15 protein-coding genes are annotated in these 17769 nt (G+C 62.4%); 11 read left to right on the top strand and 4 right to left on the bottom strand.

The genetic code is table 11. The features are described from left to right. Nucleotides 1-142: 142 nt before the first annotated feature. Nucleotides 143-1801: an acyl-CoA dehydrogenase family protein gene (locus CO670_RS06550; protein ID WP_097589519.1), complete on the bottom strand. Its 1659-nt coding sequence runs from the start codon at nucleotides 1799-1801 to the stop codon at nucleotides 143-145. Between the two features lie 179 nt (nucleotides 1802-1980). Between CO670_RS06550 and CO670_RS06555 the strand changes: the two genes are divergently transcribed. From CO670_RS06555 to rpmG, 9 genes are all read left to right on the top strand, one after another. Continuing rightward, nucleotides 1981-2937: an aspartate carbamoyltransferase catalytic subunit gene (locus tag CO670_RS06555; protein WP_088685472.1), complete on the top strand. Its 957-nt coding sequence runs from the start codon at nucleotides 1981-1983 to the stop codon at nucleotides 2935-2937. Beyond that, on the top strand, nucleotides 2934-4223 hold the full coding sequence (locus CO670_RS06560; protein WP_097589520.1) for a dihydroorotase: 1290 nt from the start codon (nucleotides 2934-2936) through the stop codon (nucleotides 4221-4223). The genes CO670_RS06555 and CO670_RS06560 overlap by 4 nt, the downstream gene beginning before the upstream one ends. 42 nt (nucleotides 4224-4265) lie before the next feature. Beyond that, a complete protein-coding gene (gene plsY, locus CO670_RS06565; protein WP_097589521.1) occupies nucleotides 4266-4907 on the top strand; it encodes a glycerol-3-phosphate 1-O-acyltransferase PlsY in 642 nt (213 codons plus the stop codon). After that, a complete protein-coding gene (gene dprA, locus CO670_RS06570; RefSeq protein ID WP_097589522.1) occupies nucleotides 4907-6049 on the top strand; it encodes a DNA-processing protein DprA in 1143 nt (380 codons plus the stop codon). Before plsY ends, dprA begins: the two co-directional genes overlap by 1 nt. A gap of 249 nt (nucleotides 6050-6298) precedes the next feature. Further along, nucleotides 6299-8953, top strand: coding sequence for a type I DNA topoisomerase (gene topA / locus CO670_RS06575; RefSeq protein ID WP_097589523.1), 2655 nt, complete (start codon nucleotides 6299-6301; stop codon nucleotides 8951-8953). 1 nt (nucleotide 8954) lies between these two features. After that, a complete protein-coding gene (rnr, locus tag CO670_RS06580; protein ID WP_097589524.1) occupies nucleotides 8955-11327 on the top strand; it encodes a ribonuclease R in 2373 nt (790 codons plus the stop codon). A gap of 68 nt (nucleotides 11328-11395) precedes the next feature. Beyond that, nucleotides 11396-11848 (top strand): DUF983 domain-containing protein, encoded by a 453-nt coding sequence (locus tag CO670_RS06585; protein WP_097589525.1) that lies wholly within the window; start codon nucleotides 11396-11398, stop codon nucleotides 11846-11848. 249 nt (nucleotides 11849-12097) lie between these two features. Next, a complete protein-coding gene (locus CO670_RS06590) occupies nucleotides 12098-13282 on the top strand; it encodes an MFS transporter (RefSeq protein ID WP_097589526.1) in 1185 nt (394 codons plus the stop codon). Between the two features lie 92 nt (nucleotides 13283-13374). Further along, the gene (gene rpmG / locus CO670_RS06595) at nucleotides 13375-13542 is read left to right on the top strand and encodes a 50S ribosomal protein L33 (protein WP_003587245.1); all 168 of its coding nucleotides are present in this window, start codon (nucleotides 13375-13377) and stop codon (nucleotides 13540-13542) included. A 747-nt stretch (nucleotides 13543-14289) separates the two neighbouring features. Here rpmG and CO670_RS06600 read toward each other — a convergent pair. Together CO670_RS06600 and CO670_RS06605 are read right to left on the bottom strand one after the other, a co-directional pair. Continuing rightward, entirely contained in the window at nucleotides 14290-15663 is a 1374-nt protein-coding gene (locus CO670_RS06600) for a PleD family two-component system response regulator (protein ID WP_097589527.1), read from the bottom strand. An 18-nt stretch (nucleotides 15664-15681) separates the two neighbouring features. Continuing rightward, nucleotides 15682-16053, bottom strand: coding sequence for a response regulator (locus CO670_RS06605; RefSeq protein WP_097589528.1), 372 nt, complete (start codon nucleotides 16051-16053; stop codon nucleotides 15682-15684). Between the two features lie 133 nt (nucleotides 16054-16186). Between CO670_RS06605 and CO670_RS06610 the strand changes: the two genes are divergently transcribed. Beyond that, entirely contained in the window at nucleotides 16187-16495 is a 309-nt protein-coding gene (locus CO670_RS06610; RefSeq protein ID WP_097589529.1) for a DUF3572 domain-containing protein, read from the top strand. A gap of 2 nt (nucleotides 16496-16497) precedes the next feature. Then, complete coding sequence (locus tag CO670_RS06615; RefSeq protein ID WP_097589530.1) at nucleotides 16498-17175, top strand: hypothetical protein; 678 nt, start codon at nucleotides 16498-16500, stop codon at nucleotides 17173-17175. Here CO670_RS06615 and CO670_RS06620 read toward each other — a convergent pair. Continuing rightward, nucleotides 17150-17737, bottom strand: a complete 588-nt coding sequence (locus CO670_RS06620; RefSeq protein WP_097589531.1) for a GNAT family N-acetyltransferase — start codon at nucleotides 17735-17737, stop codon at nucleotides 17150-17152. The genes CO670_RS06615 and CO670_RS06620 overlap by 26 nt on opposite strands. Between the last annotated feature and the right edge of the window lie 32 nt (nucleotides 17738-17769).

A 17769-nucleotide genomic window follows, 5' to 3' on the forward strand; every position in this document is an offset into this window, starting at 1 on the left:
GGACGATGAGCGTCTTCGACAGTGCGATTTAAGTTTTAATTCTGCGCGGGATGGATAGCGTCGCCGATCGCGAGCGCAATAGGATATTGCGCCGCGAGATCACCCGGCTCGACGGAATGAAGAATGATATCCGCGCTGGCGATCAGGCGGCCGGCGGATAGAGCAGGTCGACGATGTAGCTGGCGTCGAAGCGGGAATCGAGCATGCCGTAGGTCGAACGCCAGCCGCCGGCAAGGCGCGTCTCGATGAAGGCATCGGCAATGCGCCCTGCCCCGAGCCGATAGAGTTCGGCAGCGCCGGCGGCAAGCGCCAATTGCTCGACGAGCAGGCGCGCGGCCCCCTCATCCTGTTCGCAGAGGGCGATTGCGGCGCGCAGCACGTCGATCGTCTTCTTGCCGGCTGGGCCGAGATCGCGGGCGAGCCCCGCAAAGACCGTCTCGAACAGGTCCTTGCCACGGTTGAGTACGCGCAGCACATCCAGCGCCATGACATTGCCGGAGCCTTCCCAGATGGCGTTGACCGGCGCCTCGCGGTAATGGCGGGCGATCGGGCGCTCTTCGATGTAACCGTTGCCGCCGATGCATTCCATCGCCTCGTAGATCAGGGCGGGGGCGATCTTGCAGCACCAGTATTTGGCGACCGGCGTCATGACGCGGGCATAGGCCGCGTCCTCGGCATTGCCGCGCGCCTTGTCGAAGGCATCGGCAAGGCGGAAGGAGAGCGCGGTGGCGGCGGCGACATCGAGCGCCATATCGGCGAGCACGCGCGTCATGATCGGCTGGTTGACGAGCATCTTGCCAAAGACGCTGCGGCCACGGGTGTGGTGCACGGCCTCGGCGAGCGAGGCGCGCATCATGCCTGAGGAGGCCAGCGCGCAGTCGAGCCGCGTCAACGTCACCATGTCGAGGATGGTGCGGATGCCGGCATCCGGGCCGCCGAGCAGGAAGCCGAAAGTATCTGAGAACTCCACCTCGGAAGAGGCATTGGAGCGGTTGCCGACCTTGTCCTTCAGCCGCTGGAACTGCAGGCCGTTGGCGGAGCCATCCTCCAGAAGGCGCGGCACCAGGAAGCAGCCCATGCCCTCCTTGGTCTGCGCCAGCATGATGAAGGCATCGCTCATCGGAGCGGACATGAACCACTTGTGGCCGGACAGCCGGTATATGCCTTCGCTGACCTTTTCGGCCGCGCTCCGGTTGGCCCTGACATCCGTGCCGCCCTGCTTTTCCGTCATGCCCATACCGATGGTGACGGCAGACTTCTGCATGGCCGGCTTGTTCGACGAATCATATTTGCGCGAGAGGATCTTCGGCGCCCAGTCCTTCTGTACGGCGGGAGACGCCGAAAGCGCGGCAACGGAGGCGCTCGTCATCGTCAGCGGGCAGAGATGGCCGGATTCCAGCTGCGCCATCAGATAGAAGCGCGCGGCGCGAACCTTGTGCGCCTCATCCTTGGCTTCGGTATCGGCCTGCGGGTCCCAGACGGAGGAATGCAGGCCGACCGACATCGAGCGGCGCATCAGCGCGTGCCAGGCGGGATGGAATTCGACCACGTCGAGTCGCTCGCCGCGTGGGCCATGGGTTCGCAGCTGCGGCGCGCCCTGGTTGGCCATGCGCGCCAGCTCCAGCGCCTCCGGCGAGGTGACGTAGCGGCCGATATTTTCCAGGTCTTCGCGGATGCCGCGCGGCAAAGCCGCCGTCAGATCAACGATCAGCGGATCGGACCGATAGGCATTGATGCCGGACCACAGGCTCGGCTGGTTGAGTTCTGCGAGTTTGTCGTCAGTCCGGTTGGCGGAGGTCATTATTCGCTTCTAGTGCAAGAGCCCGGCAAAAGGAAACCGGAAGTTATGATTCGCGTCATCCTGCTCTATCGGAATTCAGGCGAAAATGCATGGGGACATAAGCCTTTGCCCACAGCGCATGCTTGCCCCGGCGGGCCGCACTCTTTATAGACCCGCCAGAGACAGCAAGAGGCAGGGTCATGGTCTTTTTCCCCCACCGCCACCTCATCGGCATCAAGGGCCTCACCGAGCAGGATATCACCTATCTTCTCGACAAGGCCGACGAAGCCGTCAAGATCAGCCGCCAGAGAGAGAAGAAGACGTCGACGCTGCGCGGACTGACGCAGATCAACCTCTTCTTCGAGGCATCGACCCGCACGCAGGCTTCCTTTGAGCTTGCCGGCAAACGGCTCGGCGCCGACGTCATGAACATGTCGGTCGGCAATTCCTCCGTGAAGAAAGGCGAAACGCTGATCGATACGGCGATGACGCTGAATGCGATGCGCCCCGATGTGCTGGTGATCCGCCATTCGAGCGCGGGAGCGGCCGCCCTTCTCGCCCAAAAGGTCTCCTGCTCAGTCGTCAATGCCGGTGACGGACAGCACGAACATCCGACCCAGGCGCTGCTCGACGCGCTGACGATCCGCCGCGCCAAGGGCAAGCTTTCACGCATCATCGTAGCGATCTGCGGCGACGTGCTGCATTCGCGCGTGGCGCGCTCCAATATCCTGCTGCTGAACGCCATGGGCGCGCGCGTCCGTGTCGTCGCACCCGCCACCCTCCTGCCCGCCGGCATCGCGGATATGGGCGTCGAGGTCTTCCACTCGATGAAAGAAGGATTGAAGGACGCCGATGTGGTGATGATGCTGCGGCTGCAGCGCGAGCGCATGTCCGGCGCCTTCGTGCCTTCGGTGCGCGAATACTATCACTTCTACGGGTTGGATGCCGAAACGCTGAAAGCGGCGAAGGAGGATGCGCTGGTCATGCATCCCGGCCCGATGAACCGCGGCGTCGAGATCGCCTCCGAGGTGGCCGACGGTCCGCAGAGCGTGATCGCCGAACAGGTGGAGATGGGGGTTGCGGTGCGCATGGCCGTCATGGAGACGCTGCTCGTCTCGCAGAACCAGGGTCCCCGAACCGATGGAATGATGGCATGAGCAACCCGATCGTCCTCAAGAACGTCCGCATCGTCGATCCCTCGCGCAATCTCGACGAGGTGGGCACGATCATCGCCGAAAACGGCGTCATTCTTGCCGCCGGCAGCGCAGCGCAGAACCAGGGCGCGCCGGAAGGCGCCGTCGTCCGCGACTGCGCGGGCCTCGTTGCGACGCCCGGCCTCGTCGACGCGCGCGTCCATATCGGCGAACCCGGCGGCGAGCACCGCGAGACGATCGCCTCGGCGAGCCGGGCGGCGGCGGCGGGCGGCGTGACGACGATCATCATGATGCCGGACACGGATCCCGTCATCGACGACATCGCCCTCGTCGAATTCGTCAAGAAGACGGCCCGCGACACGGCCGCCGTCAATGTCTATCCGGCAGCTGCCATCACCAAAGGGCTTGCCGGCGAGGAGATGACCGAGATCGGCCTGTTGATGCAGGCGGGCGCCGTCGCCTTCACCGATGCCCATTCCAGCGTCCATAACACCCAGGTGCTGCGCCGCATCATGACCTATGCGCGCGAATTCGGCGCGGTCATCTCCTGTGAGACGCGCGATAAATATCTCGGCGCCAATGGCGTCATGCATGAGGGGCTTTTCGCCAGCTGGCTCGGGCTCTCGGGCATTCCGAAAGAAGCCGAACTCATCCCGCTCGAACGCGATCTCAGGATCGCGGAGCTGACGCGCGGCCGCTATCACGCCGCGATGATCTCCGTGCCGGAATCGGTCGAGGCCATCGAGCGCGCCCGCAGCCGCGGCGCCAAGGTGACCGCAGGCGTCTCGATCAACAATCTGGCGCTCAACGAAAACGACATCGGCGAATACCGCACCTTCTTCAAGCTCTATCCGCCGCTGCGCCCGGAAGCCGACCGGGTGGCCATGGCCGACGCCGTCGCGAGTGGTGCGATCGACATCATCGTTTCCTCGCACGATCCGCAGGACGTCGATACCAAGCGCCTGCCCTTCGGCGAGGCGGCAGACGGCGCGGTCGGTCTTGAAACCATGCTGGCGGCGGCTCTCAGGCTTCACCATGGCGGCCAGGTGAGCCTGATGCGCCTGATCGACGCCATGTCGACCCGTCCCGCTCAGATCTTCGGCCTCAATGCCGGCACGCTGAAGCCTGGTGCGGCCGCTGATATTGCGCTCATCGATCTCGATGAGCCTTGGCTTGTCGCTAAAGACATGCTTCTCTCCCGCTCGAAGAATACGCCGTTCGAGGATGCGCGCTTCAGCGGGCGGGCCGTCGCGACATACGTCTCGGGAAATCTTGTTTACGCAGTCTAAGAGGCGGCTGGAACGATAAGCCACGGAGGGCTGAGAGGACATATGCTATCCAATCTCATGTCATGGCAGATCACATTGCCGATCGCGTTTGCCGCCGCCGCCATCGGCTATCTCTTCGGTTCCATTCCTTTCGGCCTGATCCTTACGCGCGCCGCCGGCCTCGGCGATGTGCGCAGCATCGGCTCCGGCAATATCGGCGCGACCAATGTTCTGCGAACCGGGAACCGGAAGCTCGCCGCGGCGACACTGCTGCTCGACGCCCTGAAGGCATCGGCCGCAGCCTGGATCGTCGGTTATTTCCTCGGTGAGGAAGCCGCCATCATCGCCGGCTTCTTCGCCTTCATCGGCCATCTCTTCCCGGTCTGGATCGGCTTCAAGGGCGGCAAGGGCGTCGCTACCTATATCGGCACCCTGCTCGGCATTGCGCCGATCATGGTCGTGCTCTTCGCAGCCGTCTGGCTGGCAATCGCCTTCACCACCCGCTACTCCTCTCTGTCGGCGCTGGTCGCCATGCTCGTCATCCCGATCGCGCTTTGGATCCTCGGCAACCAGCTGGGTATAGCTGAAAGCGAAAAGGTTGCGGCTGTCATGGCGATCATGACGCTCATCTCCTATTGGAAGCACAAGGCGAATATTTCCCGCCTGATGGCTGGGACGGAAAGCAAGATCGGGGCGAAGGGATAATGGATGCGCTGAGCGCGGCACCCAAAGGCGTTGTGCTGACCGAACGGCAGAGAATTGCCTGGCTGCGTCTCATCCGCTCCGACAACATCGGCCCGGCGACCTTTCGCGACCTCATCAATCATTTCGGTTCGGCCGAGGCCGCGCTCGCGGCGCTGCCCGAGCTTTCGGCGCGCGGCGGCGCCACACGGGCAATCCGCATCGCCACCGAGGCCGAGGCGCATCGGGAACTGGAGGCGGCGCATCGCTGCGGCGCCCGCTTCGTCGGCATCGGCGAACCGGATTATCCGCAAGCGCTGAAGCAGATCGACGGCGCGCCACCGCTGCTTGCCGTGAAAGGCACGCTTGCCGCCGCCAGGCGACCGGCTGTCGGCATCGTCGGTTCACGCAACGCCTCGATCGCCGGCGCCAAATTCGCGGCCATGGTGGCGCGCGACTGCGGCCGGGCGGGTTATACCGTCGTTTCCGGCCTGGCGCGCGGCATCGACACGGCGGCGCATCGGGCCAGCCTGGAGACAGGCACGATCGCAGCCCTTGCCGGCGGTCTCGACCAGCCCTACCCGCCCGAGAATATCGGCCTGCTCGAGGAGATAACGGGCGGCAACGGCCTGGCCGTCAGCGAGATGCCCTTCGGCTGGGAGCCCCGCGCCCGCGACTTTCCGCGCCGGAACCGGCTGATCGCCGGCATCGCGCTCGGCCTCGTGGTCATCGAAGCGGCAGAGCGTTCGGGTTCGCTGATCACCGCGCGGCTTGCAGGAGAGTTCGGGCGGCTGGTGTTTGCCGTGCCAGGCTCACCGCTCGATCCGCGCTGTCACGGCACCAACGGCCTGCTGAAGGACGGGGCTTCGATCGTTACCACGCCCGCCGATGTCGTCGAGGCCCTGGCGCCGCTTGCGCAATTCGATCTTTTCCCGTCCTCGATGGCGGAGGAACCGGCGCGTGACGGCAAGGCGATGATCGTGCCGCCCGGCGATTCCGACCGCAGCCGTATCATCGACGCACTCGGACCGACGCCCGTCGAGGTCGACGACGTCATCCGCCATACCGGCCTTTCGGCATCCGCCATCTATCTCATTCTTCTTGAACTCGACATATCAGGCAGGCTGCATCGACATCAGGGCGGTCTGGTCTCGCTTTCCGATTGAGCCTTGCGCGATATCAGCGAGTGGCTTTGCGAACTGCAGTAGCCGCGCGTCGAATCCGATAGTATTGCCACTTGAAATTGTATTCACCCCACAATCTTCCCTCGATTGCACCGTACGCAAGAGGTAAAATTGTAGCAAACCCCTTGACCGCAGCGATTTCCCTGTCCATGTCGGAGGGCCAGTATCCAAGTTGCGCTGCGTGTTGCGCTGGCTTCCACGCTGGCGCGGCGTCTTTTTTAGAGAATCATCATGAATGTTGTAGTGGTGGAATCGCCTGCCAAGGCCAAGACGATCAACAAGTATCTGGGTTCGGGATACAAAGTGCTCGCTTCCTTCGGTCATGTGCGCGATCTGCCTGCCAAGGATGGCTCAGTTCTTCCCGATCAGGACTTCGAAATGCTCTGGGAGGTCGACGGGGCGTCGGCCAAGCGGATGAAGGACATTGCCGACGCGGTGAAATCCTCCGACGGCCTATTTCTCGCGACCGACCCGGATCGCGAAGGCGAAGCGATCTCCTGGCACGTCCTCGACATGCTGAACAAGAAGCGCGTGCTGAACGGCAAATCCGTCAAGCGGGTCGTCTTCAACGCGATCACCAAGAAGGCCGTGCTCGACGCAATGGCCGACCCGCGCGATATCGACGTGCCGCTGGTCGATGCCTATCTCGCGCGCCGCGCACTCGACTATCTGGTCGGCTTCAATCTTTCGCCGGTCCTGTGGCGCAAGCTGCCCGGCGCGCGTTCTGCCGGTCGCGTCCAGTCGGTGGCGCTTCGTCTGGTCTGCGACCGCGAGTCGGAGATCGAGCGCTTCATTTCGGAAGAATACTGGAACATTTCAGCGCTCTTGAAGACACCGCGCGGCGACGAGTTCGAGGCAAGGCTGGTCTCCGCGAACGGCAAGCGGCTGCCGCCGCGGGCGATCGGCAACGGCGAGGAAGCCGGCAAGCTGAAGGCTCTGCTTGAAGGCGCAAGCTATGTCGTAGAAAGCGTCGAGGCGAAGCCTGTCAAGCGCAACCCGGCACCGCCGTTTACGACTTCCACGCTGCAGCAGGCTGCCTCGTCCAAGCTCGGCTTCTCGGCATCGCGTACCATGCAGATCGCGCAGAAGCTTTATGAGGGCGTCGATATCGGCGGCGAGACTGTTGGTCTCATCACCTATATGCGTACGGATGGCGTGCAGATGGCGCCGGAAGCAATCGATGCCGCGCGCCGCGCCATCGGCGAGCAGTTCGGCGACCGCTACCTGCCTGAGAAGGCCCGCTTCTATTCCACCAAGGCGAAAAACGCTCAGGAAGCGCACGAGGCCATTCGTCCGACCGACTTCAACCGGTCGCCGGACCGTGTGCGCAAGTTCCTGGATGCCGACCAGATCCGTCTCTATGATCTGATCTGGAAGCGCGGCATCGCCAGCCAGATGGCCTCGGCCGAGATCGAGCGCACCACGGCTGAAATCATTGCCGACAACAAGGGGGAGAAGGCCGGCCTTCGCGCCGTCGGTTCGGTCATCCGCTTCGACGGCTTCATCGCCGCCTATACCGACCAGAAGGAAGACGGCGAGCAGAGCGACGACGGCGACGAGGATGGCCGCTTGCCGGAGATCAATGCGCGCGAGACGCTCGCCAAGCAGAAGATCAATTCGACGCAGCATTTCACCGAACCGCCGCCGCGCTATTCGGAAGCCTCGCTGATCAAGAAGATGGAAGAACTCGGCATCGGCCGCCCCTCCACCTATGCTGCGACGCTCGCGACACTGCGCGACCGCGACTATGTGACGATCGACAAGCGCAAGCTGATCCCGCAGGCCAAGGGCCGGCTGGTGACCGCTTTCCTCGAAAGCTTCTTCACCAAATATGTCGAATATGATTTCACCGCCGATCTCGAGGAGAAGCTCGACCGGATCTCCGCCGGTGAGCTGAACTGGAAGCAGGTGCTGCGCGATTTCTGGAAGGATTTCTTCGCGCAGATCGAGGACACCAAGGAACTGCGCGTCACCAACGTGCTCGATTCGCTGAACGAGGCGCTGGCGCCGCTGGTCTTCCCGAAGCGGGAGGATGGCAGCGATCCCAGAATCTGTCAGGTCTGCGGCACCGGCAACCTGTCGCTGAAGCTCGGCAAATACGGTGCCTTCGTCGGCTGCTCGAACTATCCGGAATGCAATTACACCCGCCAGCTTTCCTCCGAGAACGGCGGGGAAGCCGAAAGCGTGGCGCTCAACGAGCCGAAGAACCTCGGCGTCGATCCGACGACCGGTGAGGAGCTGACGCTGCGCTCCGGCCGCTTCGGCCCCTATATCCAGCGCGGAGACGGCAAGGAGGCCAAGCGCGCTTCGCTGCCGAAAGGCTGGAAGCCCGAGGACATCGATTACGAGAAGGCGATGGCGCTGATCTCGCTGCCGCGTGATATCGGCAAGCATCCCGAGACCGGCAAGATGATCTCCTCAGGCATCGGCCGCTACGGACCGTTCCTGCTGCATGACGGCTCCTATGCCAATCTGGAGACCGTCGAGGACGTGTTCTCGGTCGGCCTCAATCGCGCGGTCACCGTCATCGCCGAAAAGGCGAACAAGGCGCCGGGCCGCGGCGCGCGCGGCACGCCGGCAGCGCTGAAGACGCTCGGCGACCATCCTGATGGCGGCGCCATCACCGTTCGCGACGGCAAATACGGCCCCTATGTCAATTGGGGCAAGGTCAATGCGACCCTGCCGAAGGGCAAGGATCCGCAGGCGATCACCGTCGAGGAGGCGCTTGCGTTGATCGCCGAGAAGGCCGGCAAGGCACCTGCGGCGAAGACTGCCAAAGCCAAAGCCAAGCCGAAGGCTGCGGTCGCCGAGGCCAAGACCGCCAAGACGGCGGCCAAGCCGAAGACAACGAAGGCGAAAGCGCCCGCAAAATCGAAAAAGAGCTGACGTGAGCAGGACACCGCGCGAGAGAACGAACCCTGCGGGCAAGCGCCCGGGCAAGATCGGCCGCGCCGGCAAGGATGCCTCCGCCGTCGAGCCGCTGAACATCGTCCACGGCGCGCTGCCTTCGCGCGATGTAATCCTGCGCTTCATCGCCGATCATCCGCAGAAGGCTTCGAAGCGCGAACTCGCCAAGGCTTTCGGCCTGAAGGGCGACAGCCGCGTCGAGCTGAAGCACATGCTGCAGGAGCTCGAGCAGGAAGGAATGCTGCAGAAGAGCCGCAAGTCGCTGATCCGTCCGGGCGCGCTTCCGCCAGTGACCGTTCTCGACATCACGACGCGCGACAAGGACGGCGATCTGATCGGCCGGCCGGCGGAATGGCCGGAAGACCAGGGCGTGGCGCCTGCCGTCGCCATTCGCCAGCAATCGCCTGCGGGCCGCCAGGGCAAGGGCAAGGCGCCCGTCGCCGGCCTCGGCGACCGCATCCTCGCAAAGATCTTCCCGGCCGTCGATCGCGGCGGGCCGGCCTATACGGCGCGCATTATCAAGGTGATCGACAAGCGCCGCGGCGCCTCGATGGGTGTTTTCCGCAGTGCGCCGGGCGGCGGCGGCCGGTTGCTGCCGATCGAGCGGCGCGGCGAGGAGATGGTGATAGATCCGGACTATACCGGCGGCGCCAAGGACGGCGATCTGGTCGAGATCGAAATCGCCCGCCTCGGCCGCTTCGGCCTGCCGCGCGCCAAGGTTCTTTCCGTGGTCGGCTCCGTCGGCTCGGAAAAGGCGATCTCGATGATCGCCATCCATGCGCATGGCATCCCGCATGTCTTCCCGCCGGCAGCGATCGCCGAGGCGGAAGCCGCAAAGCCCGCCACGATGTCGCATCGCGAGGACTGGCGCGACGTGCCGCTGATCACCATCGATCCGGCCGACGCCAAGGACCATGACGACGCCGTCTACGCCGAGCTCGACCCCTCGCCCGACAATCCCGGCGGCGTCATCGTTACCATCGCCATTGCTGACGTCTCCTGGTATGTCCGCCCCAATTCGCCGCTCGATCGCGAGGCGCTGAAGCGCGGCAATTCCGTCTATTTCCCGGATCGCGTCGTGCCGATGCTGCCGGAGCGCATCTCCAACGATCTCTGCTCGCTGAAGGAAGGCGTCGATCGCCCGGCGCTTGCCGTGCGCATGAGTTTCTCTGGAGAAGGCCGCAAGATCGGCCACACCTTCCATCGCGTCATGATGAAGAGCGCGGCCAAGCTTTCCTATCAGCAGGCGCAGGCGGCAATCGACGGCAATCCCGACGACAAGACCGGACCGATGCTCGAGCCGATCCTGAAGCCGCTCTGGCACGCCTATGAGGTGATGAAGCGCGGACGCGACCGGCGCCAGCCGCTGGAACTCGACATGCCGGAGCGCAAGATCCTGCTGAAGCCCGATGGCACCGTCGACCGGGTCTTCATGCCGCCGCGGCTCGATGCGCACAAGCTGATCGAAGAGATGATGATCCAGGCGAATGTCGCCGCCGCCGAGACGCTGGAAAAGAAGCGCCAGCCGCTGGTCTATCGCATCCATGACGGCCCGACGCTTGCCAAGCAGGAAGTCCTGCGCGAATTCCTGGCGACCCTCGGCATCTCGCTCGCCAAGGGCGGCAACGTGCGCGCCAACAGCTTCAACGGCATTCTGGCGAAGGCGGAAGGCACGGCGCACCAGACGATGGTCAACGAGATGGTGCTGCGCTCGCAGAGCCAGGCGATCTACAGCCCTGAGAATATCGGCCATTTCGGCCTGAACCTGATGAAGTATGCACACTTCACCTCGCCGATCCGCCGCTATGCCGACCTCATCGTGCACCGCGCGCTCGTCGGCTCGCTGGGCTTCGGCGAAGGCGGCATCACCCCCGAGGAAGAAGCCACGCTCGACGATATCGCCGCCGAAATCTCGACCTTCGAGCGTCGCGCCATGGCGGCCGAGCGCGAGACCATCGACCGGCTGATCGCCCACCACCTCAGCACCCGCGTCGGCGAAGAGTTTGCCGGCCGTGTCTCCGGGGTAACGAAATCGGGGCTCTTTATCTCCTTGCCGGACTATGGGGCCGACGGTTTCGTCCCTATATCTACGCTCGGCACCGACTATTTCATCTATGACGAGGCGCATCAGGCACTGTCCGGTGAAAAGACCGGGCTCGGCTATCGTCTCGGTGACAGCGTCACCGTGAAGCTTGCCGAGGCAATTCCGCTGGCCGGCGCGCTGCGCTTCGAAATGCTGAGCGAGGGGCGCGAGATGCCGGCGGCGGTGCGTTCCTTCCATAAGGCCGGCCGCCGCGAGAGGGGCCAGGTTCGCAAGAAGCCGGGAACGCGGCCACCGCGCGGGCGCCGCTGAGGCATCGTGCCGAAAGCAGCGATGGTTCGATGACGACCGATGCTTTTAGCCTGAAAGAGGAAGACGCGATGAGCACACCGACCGATCCGGTCGTCCGCTACGGGGATAGGCCCGAGGCCGAGCGTCTGCTTGGGCGTTCCATCATGCGCGGGCTGATGAACCGCTGCCCGGCCTGCGGCAACGGCAAGCTCTTTCGCGCCTTCCTGAAGCCTGTCGATCATTGTGCCGCCTGTGGCGAGGCGATGCATCACCATCGCTCCGACGACCTGCCGCCTTATATCGTCATCCTCGTCCTCGGCCACGTCGTGGTCGGCGGCTATATGCTGACCGACATGACTTTCCTGCTGCCGGTATGGGTGCATCTTGCCATCTGGGCGCCGATCACCGTCATCACCGCGCTTGCCTCGATCCAGCCGATCAAGGGCGGTGTCATCGGTCTGCAATGGGCGCTGCGCATGCATGGCTTCGGCGGAGAGAGCGACAGTCCCGACGACTACGACCTTCCCCGCCGGCCGGATTGAGCGCCTTCACCTTCCAGACATATTTAGCGTGTAGTGGCAGCCCTCCACCGACCACCACCGATATGCGGCAGTCGATAATCCGCAACGACTTGACATGGTAAGCTTTTCTTGTCTGAACAGGCTTTACATTCCGCAGATCACATCGGAAATACTGCGAAACGCTGCTCGTCACCTGGATTTGGCACGTCTGTGCCTTTCTATGTGCGGCGAGAGGTCGATTCGCTCGCGCAGCTTTCTAAGGATGGATAAATGTCTCAGCCGAGAAACGGCACACCAGGCGATCTCGAAGAAATCCATTGGCCTTCTCTGGTGGCAGCCATCTCGTCCATCTCAGCCGTCGGCATAGCAATCGGCCTCGGACTGCCCCTCCTCAGCATCATCCTCGAAAAACGCGGCATCTCGTCCACCCTGATCGGGCTCAACACCGCGATGGCAGGGATCGCGGCGATGGCCGCAGCCCCCGTCACCACTAAGCTCGCCCACAAATACGGCGTTGCCCCGACGATGCTGTGGGCCGTGCTGATTTCGGCGCTGAGTGCGCTCGGCTTCTATTACGCCCAGGATTTCTGGATGTGGTTTCCGCTGCGCTTCGCCTTCCACGGCGCCACGACGACCCTGTTCATCCTCTCCGAATTCTGGATCAACGCCGCCTCGCCGCCTTCCAAGCGCGGCTTCGTGCTCGGCATTTATGCGACGGTGCTCTCCCTAGGTTTTGCGGCCGGACCGCTGCTCTTTTCGCTACTCGGCAGCGACGGCATCTTCCCCTTCCTGATCGGCGCCGGCGCAATCCTGCTTGCCGCCATTCCGATCTTCATCGCCCGCGACGAAAGCCCGATACTCGAGGAAAAACCGGAGCTGCATTTCATGCGCTACGTATTTCTCGTGCCGACGGCGACGGCGGCCGTCTTCATCTTCGGTGCGGTCGAAGCGGGCGGACTATCGCTTTTCCCGATCTTTGCCGTGCGCGCCCACTTCACCGAATCGCAAGCGGCGCTGCTGCTGACGATGATGGGCGTCGGCAACGTCATCTTCCAGATTCCGCTCGGCCTGCTCTCCGACCGCATCGGCGACAAGCGGCCGCTTCTGGCCGGCATGGCGCTGATGGGTTTCATCGGCTCGATGATGTTGCCGGTACTGATCGACAACTGGCTGCTGATGGCCGGGCTCCTGCTCTTCTGGGGCGGCTGTGTCTCCGGCCTCTATACGGTCGGCCTCAGCCATCTCGGCTCGCGGCTGACGGGCTCCGATCTTGCGGCGGCCAATGCCGCATTCGTCTTCTGTTATGCGATGGGAACCGTGGCCGGGCCGCAAGCGATCGGCGCGGCGATCGATGTCGCAGGAAATAACGGTTTTGCCTGGGCAATCGCCGCCTTCTTCGGCTTCTACGCGCTACTTTCCGGCATCAGATTGATGTTCATTCGAAAACGGACTTGACTTTTCGGGCGGGATTCGTAGTTTCGCGCCAGAATTTGCCGTGGAGCCCATCCGGCTTCCACGGCTTTCATTTTCTTAAAGGCAGGACGACCATGGCCAAGGCTACAACAATCAAGATCAAGCTGCTGTCGACAGCCGACACCGGTTTCTTCTACGTCACGACGAAGAACAGCCGTACGATGACGGACAAGATGACGAAGACGAAGTACGACCCGATTGCTAAGAAGCACGTCGAGTTCAAGGAAACCAAGATCAAGTAATCGCTTGATATCTGGGATTTCGAAAAAGCGCGCGCCCACGGGTCGCGCGTTTTTTATTGCCGGAATCGGCCCTCTTTGAGAGATGACAGCGCAAACAGAAAAACGCCGCCCTTCCATCTTCGGGAAGTGACGGCGTTTTCTTGAAAGGGGGTCGGCCAGCATGCAAAACGGCACGAGGAACCGTTATAGCTTGCCTACTAGCCGACCGACCCCACGACCCAGGAGATGCGGCGGACCTGAGCATCATGGGGTATCGACAACTCCTCTACGGGAGCGCTTCTCTTATGAGCCGATAATTTGCGCAAAAATGAAAGAAAATCAACAAATTCTTAATGGTAAAAAATCTGAGTCTGATTCTATGGTTAAAAGTTCAGTTTTGGGACATACAAAGAATCATTGGCTCTGCTTGACTTTAGAGCGCAACGCTCACGTTCCCGAAGAAATTCGGCAATATAAGATAATAACTTACGCCCCCGCTCCCCTTACGTGAGGTGACACCCCGGCACTCTATTTAGCCTTGTTGGCACCCGCTAATTTTTATAGTTTCCAATTCATCAGACGCGATGCGCTGAGGGTTTCAAGACTATCGCGCGCCAGCACATCACAGCAATGCGGGCTGTCCATTTTTGGGCTATTGAGTTGCAAAATTTTCGCCCCGCCTGCGCCCGGCCGGGATTAAAAATCGGTAACAATTTGCTTACCGCAGTGGAAAACCCGTAAAGCGCGGCTAGCGCGGCAAATGATTCGTCAGGCGGCTGCGGCGACCACGCGATTGCGGCCCGTGTTTTTAGCCTCGTAGAGAGCCAGATCCGCCTGCTTCATCAGCTGATCGGGGGTCAGGACGGCTGCGATACGTGAGGATATGCCGAAGGAAGCGGTGACGTTCAGCGCCTGACCGGAGTGTTTCAGCAGGAAAGGCGCGCTTTCGACCGCCGCGCGCAGGCGCTCGGCGACGGCAGCGGCGATTTCCGGCGAAGTGTCCGGCATCACGACGACGAATTCCTCGCCGCCATAGCGGCAGGCGAGATCGGCGCCACGAATGGTGGAGCGCACCCGATTTGCGAACTCCCGCAGCACCTCATCGCCGCCATCATGGCCATAGGTGTCGTTCACCTGCTTGAAGCGGTCGATATCGGTGATCAGCACCGAGAGCGGCCGGCCACGCGCCATCGAACGGTTGAAGAGCACGTTGAGGTGATTATCGAGGTAGCGCCTGTTGTAGAGACCGGTCAGCGGATCGGTGACGGCAAGCTCGATCGTCTGTTTGACGCTGTTGCGCAGGCGGTCGTTATAGCGCTTGCGGCGGATCTGCGTCAGGCTGCGGGCGACCAGCTCATTGGGATCGACCGGGCGGATGATGTAGTCGTTGACGCCGAGATCGAGCGCGCGGACGACCATCTCGTCGGCGCCCTGCTCGGTGATGATCAGGATCGGCAGAAAGCGCGTGCGTTCCAGCGAACGCAGCTGCGAGCAGAGGCGAAGCGGATCGTAATCATCGAAATTGGCGTTGACGATGACGAGATCGAACGCGTTTTCGGCCGCCTCGAAGAGGGCAGCCTGCGGATCGGAAAGGGCAATCACGTCGGCGACGGGCTTCAGCGCCTTGACGATGCGCTCCTGCGAATTGGCGCGGCCGTCGACGAGCAGCACCTGAGCGGCCTCGTCGGCGCGGGCCTCGCCTCCCCGCATCAGGTCGTCCATGCCCATCGTATGAGCGGTGTCGGCGCGGATGCGCAGTTCGTCGCTCAAAGTCTTCAGCCGGAGCAGGCTTTTTACCCGAGAGATCAGCTGCAGGTCGTTGACCGGCTTGGTCAGGAAATCATCGGCGCCGGCCTTCAGGCCGCGCACGCGATCGGCAGGCTGGTCGAGTGCGGTAACCATGACGACGGGAATATGGGCGGTTCTCTGGCTGGCCTTCAGCCGCTCGCAGACTTCGAAACCGTCGATGCCAGGCATCATGATGTCGAGCAGGATCAGGTCGACCTGGTTGCGCTCGCAGATCGCCAGCGCCTCGTAGCCGTCGGCTGCCGTCATCACGTCGAAATATTCCGCAAGCAGCCGCGCTTCGAGCAGCTTCACATTGGCCGGAATATCGTCAACCACCAGTATTCGCGCAGTCATAACGGTCTTTCCGATGCGTCAGGCATCGCCCAGATAGGTCTTGATCGTCTCGATGAATTTCGGAACCGAGATCGGCTTGGAAACATAGGCCTCGCAGCCACCCTGACGGATCCGCTCCTCGTCGCCCTTCATCGCGAAAGCCGTGACGGCGACCACGGGAATCACATGCAGCTCGTCGTCTTCCTTCAGCCATTTGGTGACTTCGAGGCCGGAGACCTCGGGAAGCTGGATATCCATGAGGATGAGGTCGGGGCGATGTTTGCGCGCCAGATCGAGCGCCTCCATGCCGTTTCTCGTCTGAATCGTGGTATAGCCGGACGCCTCGATCAGGTCGCGAAAGAGCTTCATGTTGAGCTCGTTATCTTCTACAATCATTACCTGTTTGGGCATGACAAGCTGTCCCTACGTCCGTTCGCGCAGTCGTTCGTCCCATGAGAAATGCACATGCGGACAAATAGCTCCGTGAGACCGATAGCGCACGCTACCGGTATTTGGTTGAAGAAAAGGTAACTTACCCCTCGAAATGCAAAGCAACTTCAAGCCTTCGAAACAACAAGCCGCCGACCCCCACGAGACGGCGATCGCCGTTCTTGGATGGCTTGCCGACGATCCCGAGATGTTCGGCCGCTTCCTTGCGCTCACCGGTGTGGCCCCCGCACAGGTGCGGGGCGCCGTCAACGATCCGGGATTTCTCGCCGGCTTGATGGATTTCCTGATGAACCACGAACCGACGGCGATGGCCTTCTGCACGGCGAGCGGCATCAGCCCCGAGGCGGTGACCGCCGCCTGGCGGCATTTTTCTTCGCCCGGCCTCGATTCCGGGGAATACTGACGGTGACCGGCGTAGCGGAACTCGACATCTCGCATATCCGCCTCGGCGAACGGCCGCTGATCGTTTGCGACGTCGACGATGTCGTGCTGCAGTTCATCGGACCCTTCCAGCTTTTCATTCAAAGCCTCGGTCATGAATTCCTGCCGCGATCGTTCCATCTCCACGGCAACATCGTCTCGGTGGCGGATGGCACGGAGATCGATGACCAGCATGTCAGCCGGCTGATCGAAGAATTTTTCGAAGCGCAGGAATTGTGGCAGACGCCGCTCGACCGGGTCGTCGAGACGCTCGGCCGGTTTTCGCAAGAGGCCGACATTCTTTTCCTGACGGCGATGCCGCCGCGGTTCCAGGATCAGCGCCGACGACTGCTCGATAGAATAGGCCTTCTCTTTCCGTTGCTTGCCAGTGAGCAGCCCAAAGGGCCGATCGTTCACGCATTGCATGCCAGCCGCTCCCTTCCTGTCGTCTTCATCGATGATATGGCGCGCAATCTGCACTCCGTCAGGGATCACGTCGCCGATTGCCTGCTCATTCACCTGATGCCGAGTTCGCCCGTCCATCGTTTCGCACCGGCAGCGGCCGACGATATCACCCGGGCCACCGACTGGACGCATGCGGCCGAACTCATCGAGGCGCACATCCTTTCCGGCACGTTTAGCCGCGCAGCTCCAGCCGCATGAGCGGACGGCCATCCTTGCGCCTTGCCACCGTCTCGAAACCCGCTGCATCGAAGATCGCCGTCGAGCCGATGCAGAGCGTCACGGATTTCGATTGTTTCACATGATCGATCGGACAGGCTTCGATAAGCCGTGCGCCCTGGCGCCGCGCATGGTCGATCGCGCCGGCGAGCAGCCGATGGCTTAATCCTCTGCCGCGGAGTTTCGGCAGCAGGAAGAAACAACTGACGGCCCAGATCGATGGATCATGCGCGTCGCCCTCCTCCAGCGGCCGCGAGACGGTGCGCGGCGAATTGAACTGCGGCACGTCGTAACGCGGTCCGACCTGCACCCAGGCAACCGGCGCACCGTCGGCATAACAGAGAATGCCCGGCGGCGGGCCTGTCTCGATCCGTTCCTTGATATGCGCCTTGCGCTCCTCGGCCGACATATTCGTCCTCACCGCATGCGGCAGGCGCAACGCGACGCACCAGCAATTGTAGAACGCGCCCTGCGGACCGAAGAGGGTTTCGAAATCATCCCAACGTTCCGGCGTCACCGGCTCAAAACGAAATTCGTTATCCAAAGGCAAAGCTCAGCCCTCTCTTGTGACTCGGG

Source organism: Rhizobium sp. J15 (genome assembly GCF_002531825.1).
GTDB lineage: Bacteria > Pseudomonadota > Alphaproteobacteria > Rhizobiales > Rhizobiaceae > Rhizobium.